Below are 13,136 nucleotides of genomic sequence, written 5' to 3' on the forward strand. Positions count from 1 at the left end.
GTTAATCTGGAAGTAAACATGTTCGTATACCTTGATATCAATTCTCCCAATTATAATCTTATTTTAGGCTATTGTTTTGGTTGCAATGATCAAGCTTTACGTTTTTTTACAGGTGCGGGTTCTGTAACAAGTTACACTTATATCTAATGCAAGAAAAAATGCAGGATTAGGAGGAAAGGAATGACTTAATAATCCTGCATCACGAAAAATGCTTTTTTGCAGAGATAATAAAGTTTGTGAAAATGTATAAAAATGACAATGACTGTATTTGACATCATTTTAACCTGTATCTAATGGAATAATACAAATAAACTCACATTAGTCTTATGTAATAAAAGATCATTACATTATTATCGTGCGCAATATCACGAAAAAGTATCTCCTCCTAACTCCTCCTCCCTCTTAGTATCAAAACTAGGAGGATGCTGACTCATCTGAGACATTATTTAATATTTCATTCCTATTTTATTAACAATAATATCGGCGGCGATTTATTTCTATTAAAAAGGTCTGATTATGGTAGCTCCCTTCTGGAAAAGGGCTTACCTGGCCCTATTAAGCAGTACATTCGTTTTACTACTGGCAAGCTGTGATAACAATAGTTCTTTACCCGAACCCCCGGAGGAACCGATGGCGCATATCCCTAATAAAGTACCCAGTGAAGCTGCTGTTGCCGGCAATTTTCAGGCAGTGATCCACTTGGTGGACATTGCTAAGTTAAGTCAAAACCCAACCACAAACCGTGACTACAGTACCAACACCCTCTACTTATGGAACGATAAAAATTGTGATGCCTTGGCTTCCCCTTCATTGAGCTGGAACGACACCAGCGCTGTTCCCACTGGCAGTGATAGTTATGGCCCTTACTGGATCGTGCCATTAAACAAGAACGAGGGCTGTATCAATTTTATCGTGCGTGATGGTAACAACAATAAATTGATCGACAGTGACCTGAAAATTTCCTTCTCCGATTTCAGTAACCGTACCATCTCTGTGATACCCGGCAATCCTCAAATTTACGGCAGTCGTGCGGAAGCCTTTAATTCCGTATTTGGTGTTTCTCAGGCTTCGGCACATTGGGTCGATAACCAGACTTTGTTGTGGTCGGGTGGAGCGGATAAGCCCCATGTCCGCTTATATTACAACCGGAATGGCAAGGTGGAAGCTAATGATGAAGGAAACTTCATTGATAGCTATCTGGCGTTAATACCGACCACTCTAAGCCAGAAGACGGCTGAGCGATTCCCGCACTTGGAGAAATTAACAGCGTTTCGCCTACCAGAGGACACGGATGTTGATACACTGCTTACCAGTGATCTGGTGGCATTGGCGACCAATGAAGCGGGCTTGCTATTATCGGCGACTCAAGTACAAACGGCGGGTGTGTTGGATGACCGCTTCGCTAACGTTGCTGAGACATTGGAATATGGTGCGCTGGTTAGCGATACTGGTGTTACCTTCCGCTTGTGGGCGCCTACTGCTCAGCATGTTGGCTTGGTTATCTATGATGAAAATAAGCAGGTCATCGCCAATCATGCAATGAATCGTGATCCTGCTAGTGGCTCCTGGTCATGGCAAGGTGATAAAGAACGGGTTGGTGCTTACTACCGCTATGCTTTAACGGTGTATCATCCATTTTCCCGTAATGTGGAGCACTACGAGGTTACTGATCCCTATTCCCACAGTTTGTCCACCAATTCGGAGTACAGTCAGGTCATCAATTTGGATGATGAGGCGCTAAAACCACAAAATTGGGATAGCCTGATCATGCCGCGTTTGCAAAATACACCGGCGGACATTGCGCGTATGACCATATATGAAGCTCATGTTCGCGATCTCTCCGTTGCAGATGGCACGGTACCAGAAACCTGGCGTGGTAAGTATCTCGCTCTCACCGCTGACAACAGCGATATGTTCAAACACCTTAAGGCATTGAGTCAGGCAGGGGTTACTCATATGGAGCTGTTGCCGGTATTCGATATCGCTTCTATTAATGAATTCAGCAATGAAGTGGCTGATCTAAATCACCCGTTTAGTCGTTTGTGCCAAGTCAACCCAAAGGTGAGAAATAGCCGTTTCGCTAATTATTGCAGTGGTTCACAGACTGTGGGAGAAGTGTTGCAGGAGCTAAAGAGCGGTGACAGCGCTAATAACCCGCAGGTACAAGAGCTGAATGCAATGGTTGCAGAAACTGACTCCTACAACTGGGGCTATGATCCGTTTCATTATTCGGTGCCGGAAGGTTCTTATGCCACAGATGCGGAAGGTTCGGTACGTATAAAAGAGTTTCGCGCCATGATTCAGGCCATCAAGCAACAATTGGGAATGAATGTGATCATGGACGTGGCGTATAACCATACCAACGCAGCCGGGCCGACGCACCGATCCTCGGTATTGGATAAGGTTGTGCCTTGGTACTATCATCGTTTGGATGAGATCACGGGCAATGTTGAGTCTAACACTTGTTGTCACGATACGGCGCCAGAGCACCGCATGTTCGCTAAACTCATTGAAGACTCGTTGGTGACTTGGGTTAAGGACTATAAGATCGACGCGTTTCGATTTGACTTAATGGGCTACCATCCCAAGGCCCAGATTTTATCGGCGCTGGCAAAAGTACGTAGGATTAATCCATCGGTCTACTTCCTCGGTGAAGGTTGGAATTCCGGGCAGGGTGACCGTTTCGAGATTGCTTCACAGATTAATCTTAAAGGCACGGGGATTGGTACTTTCTCTGATCGGCTGCGCGACGCGGTACAAGGTGGTGGGCCGTTTGATTCCGCTGACGTTATTCGTATTAACCAAGGGGTAGGCAACGGCGCTGGAACGTTACCGAACGAAATGGCTTGGTCAGATGCTAATGAGGCGCGTCATCTGGCGGATCTGGTACGTCTTGGCATGGCGGGCAATTTGGCTGATTTTGTGATGATCAATAAAGATGGGGCGGTAAAGACAGGTAGAGAAATTAATTACAAAGGCGCTATAGCCGGTTATGCCGCTGATCCAATTGAAGTGATCAATTATGTTTCTAAGCACGATAACCAAACATTGTGGGACATAATCAGCTACAAAGCTGCACGTAATGCGAATCTGGCAACACGAGTTCGTATGCAGGCGATATCCCTCGCCACGACATTCCTTGGACAAGGATTGGCCTTTGCTCAACATGGATCGGAGCTACTACGTTCAAAATCTTTTACTCGCGATTCTTATAATTCCGGCGATTGGTTTAACCGTGTTAGCTACACCTATCAGGATAACAACTATGATGTTGGTATGCCGGATCAGCGGGTTGATGGTGAAAATTATGCATTGATTGAAAAAGTGAAAAATATGGTAGATAAGCCGGGCCGGAATGAATTATTACAGATGACCGCTTTTTATCAGGAATTGTTGCGCTTGCGTCAATTTTCACCCCTAATGACTCTTGGTGATGGTATATCGGTTAAACAACGTGTTGATTTTCTTAACGTTGGGCCGCATCAGCAACTTGGATTGTTGGTGATGACCATAGATGACGGTAATACTACGGGTGATGACCGTGATTCGCGATTTGACGGACTGGTGGTGGTGATTAATGCGGCTCCATATCCTGCTACAGTAATAGATCTTAACGTCGGAGGGTTGAAGTTGAATGAAATTCAGAGAGAGCTAGGTAGCGCTTCTTTGGCTGCGGGTACCAGTATCGCGAAAGATGGCACGGTCACGTTGCCGGCTTGGTCAGTAGCGGTGCTGGTTCTACCGCAAGATGGGAAGCGCGGTACTGGTTTGCCTGTCCGTAGAAAGTAACGCGTAGGAATTTTCCATTGTTTGCATCGGGGCGGTTTGTCCAGACCGCCTATTTTTACCTTGAAAGGGTACTCCTCCCGCTTTTATTGTTGGTGATCATTGAGACATTGTTTTTCATCATCATGTTGCTGCTTGCTTCACAAAATAGGTGGCTTTATAAGCTTAATACTCCCATTGGTCACGGAGCTTAATAGTTTAAAGGTCAGTAATTTGTGTTGACATAATAAAAAAATATGATGATATGGTCTTATTCGATTGTAAATTATACAAAATTCTTGATGGTGGCTTTTTGGAAAGGATGGCAGTAGGTCAATGCTCATCTAATCGCTTTTTATTCATCACCACACAGAGGGAGACAAGTTGAATTTCCAAGGATTACAGGCAAAGTATCGCCGTCTATTTCAGGAAAGTGCTGCCTGGAAACTGTTGAGAGCGGATAATGCGCCTTTAATTTTGGCATTTTTGGGGGAATTGTTTTCCGAGGATAGTGAAGTCCCTTTTAGTCGTGCTCGCGTGTCACTTGATGCAGAGTTGGTACGCTGTCGCGAACTTGGTCTTTGGGAAACTGAAACGGGAGCGGGCACTTATCTCAATAAATGGATTCGGGAAGGCTGGTTGCGTGAGATGGATGACACATTAACTAAAACGGATGCCAGTGAAATTGCACTCCGTTTTAGCCAGGGGCTTGATGAACGCAATTCAGGAACCACTGCGTCTCATCTTCGAATTGTGCAGGAGGCGGTCAGGGACTTTGCAGTAGCGATTAGCCCAAATGCCGATGAGCGTGTCGCACTTTTGGAAGATAGAAAATCTGAGATCCAGAGAGAGATTGATGCTCTGAGAGCTGGTGTTGTGACCGAATTAACCGAGGCTGAGCAGCGGGAAAGAATTCGTGAGATTTACCAACTGGCTTCTGTTTTAACGGGTGATTTTCGCCGTGTTGAAGATGAAATTCGTCGATTGGATCAGGAAATTCGTATTCAAATTATTGAGGGGGACTCCACCAGAGGAGATATCCTTCTTGCTGTTTTAGAAAAAGAAGCATTACTGGCTAAAACGGATGCCGGTAGTGCGTTTGAAAGCTTTTTTGATTTGCTATGTGATCAAAATAGAACTATGGAGCTACGAGATCAGCTTCGAAGTATTTTAAGTCGTCCGGTCGCAGAACACTTAAATACCCAACAGCGGCAATTCTTAAGTCAGCTTATGAGAGAACTGAGCCGCGAGAGTGACAGAGTTTTTCAAATCAGGCGAAGAACGGAAGAGAGTTTGCGTGCTTACATAGAGAGTGGCACGGCTCAAGAAAATCGTGCGGTTGATAGATTGCTTGGTCAATTGGAACGACTCGCTATTGAATTGAAAAATTCAGATTATGACTTGCAAACGGCAACAACTCTGTCATTGCCTGTTGGTGCGGCAAGTATTAGCTCTCCTGAAAGCATGCTCCTTAAATCACCTGATGAAAAGCTGGATACTTCAGGTGCGGAAGAACAGATTAACTCTCGAGAACCGAGTATACAGATGCTGGATTGCCTCGATGTTGTTCAGATTCGATTAATTGCAGAGAGGACGTTAGAGACGTTAAGAGAGTTTGGTCCAATGACGATTGCGTCTATTACAAATTATCACCCGATTAATTCGGGGTTGGAGGAGTTAGTTGCCTATTTGCGGGTGGCCAAATCTGTCGGGGCTGCGTTATTGGAAGAAAAGGAATCAATTGAAATCAGTGACAAACGGGGAGTTCGCTTACGGGCGTCTATACCTACTTTCTTGCTGAGTGCCGACCTGTTTCCAGACAGTTTGGATGAATTGGTTCTTTAGATGGTGAATAGAAAATGGTTGTAGATATACATAGTGAGGGCTGCAATGCATGTAGGTAAAAAGTTGAAGAAAGATAATGGCGCCCTCACTGCCCTTGGGAAGTCTGATGCCGATTCTCAGGAAGAACAGAAAACAGGGTTCTTCGATCAGTTAATAAAACATCATACTCAATCAGAGTATAACCCGCTTACAGATACAGCCGACGTTGAATCTGATGTTGCTTTTTCGGTTGTTAATCAAAGTTCATCCGGTGAAGTTGATGATGAATCAATCAGTAAGCACGCTGAAAACTCAAACAGTGATATGCCATCTGATGCGCGCCGGGTGTTGGTTAGCTTGCTGCGTCAGGGTGTTATTTTGTCTTCGCAGAAAGCCAAATTGTTTGAATTACTTTGTCGATACCAATGTGCTGTACGCAAACATCTGTCAGAAGTCTATTTGAAGTTAGTCTTAGATGAAAAAGCCGGTGTCGCCTTTATAGCTGGCTTTCAGAATGAGGAAGATACTGAATCCTTGGGTATAGATGATGAAGAGGTTGTCTCTCTGATTAGCCGAAGGACGCTCTCTTTATACGATACATTGTTGCTGTTAGTGCTGCGTAAACACTACCAGGATCGGGAAACATCGGGAGAGCAAAGGATTATCATTGATATAGAACGTATAGAATCCCATCTGACACCGTTTTTACCGCTGACAAACAGTACTAAATCTGACCGGAGAAAACTCAAAGGCGCTCTTGATAAAATGGTGACGAAAAAAATATTGAGTTCAGTCCGGGGAAGCGAGGATCGCTTCGAGATTACACCGGTGATCCGCTATGTAGTCAGCGCTGAGTTTCTCGAAAGTATGCTTAATGAATACCTGAAAATGGCGGGAGAGAAGGGTATTGAGCTAAATAAAAATGGCAGTGACGCTGTTGATTATCAAGATGAAAGGGAATAGACAGGAGATGAAAATGACTGATCAAACTCTTTCGGCTAATTCATTATTTCATGTTGGTCAAATCAAATTAGCTGAACTTTCAGTTTATAACTGGGGGTCATTTAATGGCTTGCATACCGCGTTGATAGATCCTATGGGAACGTTGGTTACTGGAGATAATGGCGCCGGAAAATCGACGTTTATTGATGGCCTTATGGCTTTGCTGCTTCCTGCCGGAAAGGCAACTTTTAATGTGGCTGCGGCGCAGGGTGATCGTTCTGACCGAACTTTACTTTCCTATATGCGGGGAAGTTTTGGATCTGCCCATGACGGAGCGGGTACGAGAGTCAGAAGTAAGCGTGAGTCTGGCGTGGTGACTGGGCTTAGGGCTTTGTATCAAGGTGATGATGGGTCAAAAATCACGCTTGCGGCGCTTTTCTGGATTACTAAATCGACGAATGTGCTGGCGGATGTGACACGCGTTTATGTTGTCGCCAAAAGAGACCTGACTCTTAAGGAAATGCTTAATGCTTTTGGGAACGGTAATGCCCGGGCATTCAAGCAATGGCTTCGTGATGATCCGACGATTACGTGCTGTGATGATAATTTTTCTGATTATCAGGAGTTGTACCGAAAGCTCCTGTATATGGACAATAAGAATGCGCCTGCCCTGTTGTCGCGGGCGTTAGGTCTAAAAAAAATTGATGATTTAACCGGGTTGATTCGTGAGTTGGTACTGGAACCGAGCACAGTTAAAGATGATGCTAAAAAGGTAGTGGAAGAGTTTGCTGATCTGGTGGCGATTCATAATCAATTAGTGGATGCAAGAGCACAAAAAATGCACTTGTCTAGGTTACCTGAACTCAGCTCAATTATTGAAAAAACGACGAGAGAATTTGAAGAATTAACGGCGGAAAAAAATAGTCTTCCGGCTTACTTTGGGGAGATTTTCGCACAATTGTGGAGTGAAAAAATTACTGATATTGAGGTTGAGCTGGAAACGCTACTCCTCAAAATTAGCCAAGCTGAAGAGCAGAAAGCGGATGCGAATAAGTTGGTTGAGCGAAGGCACGAGGAATACCTTCAATTTGGTGGGGATAAAATAGAGTCGCTGAGAAAGGAAGTTGCTCATACTCAAACTCAGTTGAATCGGGTGGTTAGAAATTCATCGCAATATCAGACTCATGCCAACGAGCTGGCTCTCCCTTCTGTATTAGAAGAGGCTGTATTTCTTAAAAATCAATCCGCGGCATCAGCCAGGCTTGCCAGTATTCAGCAAGAAGAAGGAGAGTATCAGGACAGGTTTGCCACCATCAGCGCTAAATTTAGTGAGCTACAAGCAAATATTCATGATATCTCTCAGGAAATCCGGGAAATCGAGGCAAGGCCGGATTCCAATATTGATGTGAAATATCAGCAACTGCGAGATGAACTGGTCAATTCCTTAGAATTAAGTAAAAACCAATGTGTATTTATTGGTGAGCTTATCGATGTCGAAGATCATGAAAAGAGTTGGCAGGGTGCGATAGAGAGGGCGTTAGGCGGGTTACGAACAACACTTGCTGTGCCGCATCATTGTTATTCGATGGTCACTCGCTGGTTGAACGCCCGGCATACGGGTTTACATGTACGTGTTCAAGTTGTGAATGACTCTACGACTCAAGGCCAATCGGCGGAGTTTAAGCCTGATGGTTACCTAAGGAAACTGGTATGGCGCACTCACCCTTATCGAGAGTGGCTCAAGCGCCATTTGCAGCGATTTGACCTGCAATGTGTTTCAAGCACGGAAGAATTGGATCAAACCCCGTTTTCGATGACACAGCAGGGGCTAATGCACATGGATAAGGGGCGTTTTGAGAAAAAAGATCAGCACCGGATAGATGACAGAAGGCGCTGGTGTCTGGGTTTTTCAAATAAATCACGTTTAGCCATTCTTAATAACGATAAAAAAGAGCTAAGTCTGCAACTGGCGGAAACCGAGAAAAAGGTGAGCCAAGCCCGTCAAGATTTGAATTCTGTTTCTGATCGTAAAATTCTTTGGGAGAAGATCCAAGGTTACCGCTGGGATGATATTAATGCTCCTTACTGGCACGAAAAGCTTTCTGATTTGCAGGCTGACCTTAAGGTGTTGGAACAATCAGGTGGTGATCTTGAGAAGGCCAGAGAGCGTTGGGAATCTGCTAAAGAGCAGCTAGTTCAAATTCAATCGGTATTAAATCAGCTCAACTCTGATTCTGGCGGCGTTAAAAATACGCTGAAAAATGCAAAAGAAGAATGGAGTAAAGCGCAGGCAAAAGCGTCGAAAGGATTACCTGATTCAGCCAGGCAATTACTTGAGATTCGGGTTGGCGTGCTTAATATAAACGATTTAGGCCGGATGTCTGAATTGGTGTTGAAAGTTGAAGAAGATTTGGAACGTCTGTTAGATATTAGCCGAAGCAGTAAAGACAAAGCGGAAAGATTAGCCATTAACATTATGGTCTCATTCAGGTCTAACGATAAATGGCAAGTCTTCACGGTTGACTGGCAAAGTAATATTGATGGCTTACCGGATTACCTTAATCATTTGCGACAACTGGAAGAGGAAGGGCTTCCCAACCTTGTGGAGCAGTTTATTGAACGTTTGAATAAGCATGCAACGCAATCACTGGCGCGGATTAAAACTAAGCTTGAATCTGAACGGGAAGATATCCTTGAACGGATTGATATCATTAACCGAGTCCTCAAGCGTACAGAGTTTCGAGTGGGGACACATTTAAAGCTAGGTTCAAAGAGAGAGAAATTCCCACATGTTAATGAGTTTGAACAGCATTTGCGTAAGGTGCTTAGTCAGGTAACCAGTGATGACCATGAAGCACGGTTTCGTCAATTGGCTCAGGTAGTTGAAATACTTGGGAAAGCAAGTGCTCCGGGCTCCTCAAATACATTGGAAAGTTTAAGGCTGCTTGATCCTCGTTATCAGATGTCATTTTATGCTGAAGAGTTGGATAGTAATACCGGTGAGATTCGTGATGTATTGGAGTCATCCAGTGGAAAGTCAGGTGGGGAGAAAGAGTCATTTGCGGCGACGATTGTAGCGGCAAGTCTGGCCTATGTTTTGACGCCAGATGGCTATGATCGACCGGTTTACTGTACTGTTTTCTTGGATGAGGCATTCTCAAATACGGCTGAAACGGTAAGTCGGCGTGTGCTCCGAGTATTTAGAGAGCTCCATATTCACGTTAATTTGATTACGCCTTATAAAAACTTGAATCTAGCAAGAGAATCTGCTCGTTCCCTGCTCATTGCGGAAAGAGATCAAGAGAACCATGACAGTCATTTATGTGAAGTGACTTGGGAAGAGATTGACCGGAGAATGGGCGAAGAGAAGGAGAAAAAGTTGTCTGATGAGGCTGCTGATCTCGGTATTGAGTTTGAGAAACTGACATGAAAAGAGGGCAGTATGAGGTGCGTTGGGGGTTATTGCCAGCGCAAGTTAAGAGTATCATTAGGCAGCGTGAGTGGGATAACCTTTCCTCACTAAAAGCCCGGTTACTGGGCATCAAGGCGTTCCCTATTTGCGTTGGCTTGAAACCACCCAAAGGGAATTCTGCCATACTGGATATAGTTCATTTTCAACGGTTTATTGAACAGTGGAAATCATTTCCCCATCAAGATCTTGTCGAGTGGTCTTGCAAAAATTTCAGGGAGTTATCTGAGCAACGCATTCCAACTTTTGTTGTCATTGAATCAATGCAATGTTTGATTCAATTTTTAGGAAATGATGCTCTTTCCCGAAGTAAGCTATGGGAAAGAAATATGAAGCCATTTTTGCAGGTTGATAGAGATCTCTATCCTGCATTGGTTAAGCGTATAGATATTGTGGAAAAACTTTCGTTGAGAGATGCGGAATTATTAGCAAAGCTGCTGCCACAATTAAAGCAAGGCTTAGGGGAAGGGCAATATCTAAGAGCGCTGCCACTCATTGGTATTGATACTAAGTTTCTTGAGAACCACCAAATCCTGATCGAAGAGCTGGCCGATATTATTCACAATGGGGCTGTTTCGGCATCAGGAGGTCTTATCGCTTGGTTGGGGTGTTCAATAAATCCCAAAGGTTGGTTAACTATCAGGCCGCTTTGCCATGCTGCGATGGCTGCGCTTGGGGGAATGCCGATATTACAAATACCTGGCGAATTACTTAGAAAGCACGAGCTTCCGGCTTCGAATATATTGGTAGTTGAAAACTTACAGTCTGGTTTAGCATTACCCGAAATGCCTGACACGATAGCGGTAATAGGAGGAGGGAAAAACATTGCCTGGATGGATGCAGTATGGCTGAAAGGTAAGCGTGTAGGGTATTGGGGAGATATTGATACTTGGGGTTTGGCTATTCTCAGTGACGCCAGAGACAAGTTTGTGGATATTGAACCTCTGATGATGGATATTGAAACCGTTAAAGCTCATGAAGAGAGAATGGTTCCTGAATCCAATCCAGTTGAATCCAAACCTTCATCGCTAAATAAGGATGAAGCAAAGCTGTTTAATGATCTCATTTCTGGCCGGTTTCAATCTTCACGTTTAGAGCAGGAGCGCCTTTCATCTGATTACATTAGAAACAAGCTTATGAATTGGCTGTCCTAACACCGAAGAGAAGCCGCCAGACGCGATGTGTTTTCTATTTATCATTATCAGAAATCGTCACTTTCTTGGTATACATCGAAACGGTGTGTGATCAGATTGGCAAACGCTTGGCTCGCGGCGCTTCGATATGCCCCACGGCGCCGCAACAGTACCGCATTGCGTTGCGGTAACGTAGGTTGAATGGCAATGGAATAGAGCCCGGTCTGTTCGTGGGCTATGACATCAGGCAACAAAGTTGCGAGTCGTCCCCGACGGATAATTTCTACGATTGCACTGACGGAGTTGGCCTCAATTGCGATGTGTGGTGTGATCCCCTGTTTCTGGAAGTACAAATCAATATGGCTCCGCGTTGCAAAGTCTTTACTGAGTAGTGCTAGCCCTTCATGTTCCAACATTTTCGCCGTCAATGATGTTTGTTGACCAATAAGTCGATGCGATTGACCAACGATTAGGCTGAGTGTTTCGATGAACAATGGTTCGCTATCAATGTCGGGAGAGCGTACTTCTGAAAACGCGATGCCGAGATCGAGCTGGTTCTCTGTTAAAGAGACTTCTATCTGATCTTGTGTCATTTCCTTGATATTCAACGTAATTCCTGGATAAAGCGCGTTGAAACGTTCTACCCAATGGCCGATGAAGTAAGTGGTGAAGGTTGGGGTCATTGCTAGCCTGAGCGATCCGCGGCTTAAATCCTGCACATCATGAATCGCACGCTGCCCAGCATCCAGATCTTGCAATGCACGACGGGCGTAATTTGTGTATACCTCGCCAGCGTCAGTCAGTCGTACAGTCCTTCCAGAGCGATCGAACAGTTGCACGCGCAGTGACTCTTCAAGTTGCCTGATTTGTTGCGATAAGGTTGGTTGCGAGATATGAAGTTCTTCTGCTGCGCGAGTGAAGTTCTGATGTTCGGCAACTGCCAGCAGATAACGAATGTGTCGTAGCAGCATATCAATTAACTATTTGAAAATAATATGGAAATAATGACGTCCTGATCTTTGAGACTATAGAAAAATTCGCTCATTCTTCACCTGTTAGCTGTCTTATCGGCCACGATGGAGTGAAGACTATAAGCGCTTCCTGAACATGTCAACGCCGGTTTGTTGTTCTGTACGCCAGTGCCTGAAATAACCAGTGCTTGAAATAAAGCGTGTGACTACGGGTTTATTAACAAAGGTGTCGTTGTAGAACGACAATGAACTATTGGAAAATACTATAGCGATGATAGTAATCCGATCTTTGACGCTATAGATAAACTCGTTCATTCTTTATCCATCCGCTTTCTTATCGATCACGATGGAGTGAAGACATGCAGGATATTATTGAAGGCTTTTTACAATTCCAGCACGAGGTATTTCCAAAGCGTTGCGAGCTTTTCAAGCGGCTTGCCGCCAGCCAAAATCCTCGTACTTTGTTTATTGCGTGCTCTGACAGCCGTGTGGTTCCAGAGCTTCTGACGCAGAGTGAACCAGGTGATCTGTTCGTGATACGCAATGCTGGTAACATCGTTCCGTCGTATGGTGCGGAATCTGGCGGTGTTTCCGCTACCGTTGAGTATGCGGTCGCTGTGCTTGGGGTCACCGACATTGTGATCTGCGGACATTCAGATTGTGGCGCCATGACCACAATTGCAACCTGTAAATGTATGGATCACCTCCCCGCGATTACCCGCTGGTTACGCTATGCGGATTCTGCGAAAGCCATTAATCAGGCACGTGCGCATGTTAGTGAAATTGCTCGACTTGATTCGATGGTGCGTGAAAACGTAATCGCTCAAATTGCTAATATCAAAACCCACCCGTCCGTGGCGCTTGGGCTGGAACAGGGACACTTGAATCTACACGGCTGGATTTACGACATAGAGGCTGGTTCGATCGATGCTCTAGATGGCTTGGTCGGCCAATTTGTTTCGCTTGCGGACTATCCGCATGTTTCTGCAACGCAATCCGTGTTTCACCACGGCATTTAAATAGCTTTATTAA

9 protein-coding genes are annotated in these 13,136 nt (G+C 44.7%); 7 read left to right on the forward strand and 2 right to left on the reverse strand.

Annotated features, from left to right (window positions below; all coding sequences use genetic code 11):
* Positions 1 to 18: 18 nt before the first annotated feature.
* From V2H77_RS23610 to V2H77_RS08465, 6 genes are all read left to right on the forward strand, one after another.
* The gene (locus V2H77_RS23610) at positions 19 to 147 is read left to right on the forward strand and encodes a hypothetical protein (RefSeq protein ID WP_445935470.1); all 129 of its coding nucleotides are present in this window, start codon (positions 19 to 21) and stop codon (positions 145 to 147) included.
* A gap of 369 nt (positions 148 to 516) precedes the next feature.
* Positions 517 to 3,789 carry a pullulanase-type alpha-1,6-glucosidase gene (gene pulA, locus V2H77_RS08445; protein ID WP_341498445.1) on the forward strand — a complete coding sequence of 1,091 codons (3,273 nt, stop codon included), beginning with the start codon at positions 517 to 519 and terminating at the stop codon, positions 3,787 to 3,789.
* A 360-nt stretch (positions 3,790 to 4,149) separates the two neighbouring features.
* Complete coding sequence (locus V2H77_RS08450; RefSeq protein WP_341498446.1) at positions 4,150 to 5,610, forward strand: DUF3375 domain-containing protein; 1,461 nt, start codon at positions 4,150 to 4,152, stop codon at positions 5,608 to 5,610.
* A 45-nt stretch (positions 5,611 to 5,655) separates the two neighbouring features.
* Positions 5,656 to 6,552 (forward strand): DUF4194 domain-containing protein, encoded by an 897-nt coding sequence (locus tag V2H77_RS08455; RefSeq protein WP_341498447.1) that lies wholly within the window; start codon positions 5,656 to 5,658, stop codon positions 6,550 to 6,552.
* A gap of 13 nt (positions 6,553 to 6,565) precedes the next feature.
* Complete coding sequence (locus V2H77_RS08460) at positions 6,566 to 9,961, forward strand: ATP-binding protein (protein ID WP_341498448.1); 3,396 nt, start codon at positions 6,566 to 6,568, stop codon at positions 9,959 to 9,961.
* Positions 9,958 to 11,154: a Wadjet anti-phage system protein JetD domain-containing protein gene (locus V2H77_RS08465; protein ID WP_341498449.1), complete on the forward strand. Its 1,197-nt coding sequence runs from the start codon at positions 9,958 to 9,960 to the stop codon at positions 11,152 to 11,154. The genes V2H77_RS08460 and V2H77_RS08465 overlap by 4 nt, the downstream gene beginning before the upstream one ends.
* A gap of 47 nt (positions 11,155 to 11,201) precedes the next feature.
* On the opposite strand, the gene cynR is transcribed toward V2H77_RS08465, so the two are convergent.
* Both cynR and V2H77_RS08475 read right to left on the reverse strand, forming a co-directional pair.
* The gene (gene cynR / locus V2H77_RS08470; protein WP_341498450.1) at positions 11,202 to 12,104 is read right to left on the reverse strand and encodes a transcriptional regulator CynR; all 903 of its coding nucleotides are present in this window, start codon (positions 12,102 to 12,104) and stop codon (positions 11,202 to 11,204) included.
* A gap of 117 nt (positions 12,105 to 12,221) precedes the next feature.
* Positions 12,222 to 12,419: a hypothetical protein gene (locus V2H77_RS08475; protein ID WP_341498451.1), complete on the reverse strand. Its 198-nt coding sequence runs from the start codon at positions 12,417 to 12,419 to the stop codon at positions 12,222 to 12,224.
* A gap of 44 nt (positions 12,420 to 12,463) precedes the next feature.
* Between V2H77_RS08475 and V2H77_RS08480 the strand changes: the two genes are divergently transcribed.
* Positions 12,464 to 13,123, forward strand: a complete 660-nt coding sequence (locus tag V2H77_RS08480; protein WP_088374785.1) for a carbonic anhydrase — start codon at positions 12,464 to 12,466, stop codon at positions 13,121 to 13,123.
* Positions 13,124 to 13,136: the final 13 nt, after the last annotated feature.

Origin of the sequence: Photorhabdus sp. P32, from assembly GCF_038085095.1 — a bacterium.
Lineage (GTDB): Bacteria > Pseudomonadota > Gammaproteobacteria > Enterobacterales > Enterobacteriaceae > Photorhabdus > Photorhabdus luminescens.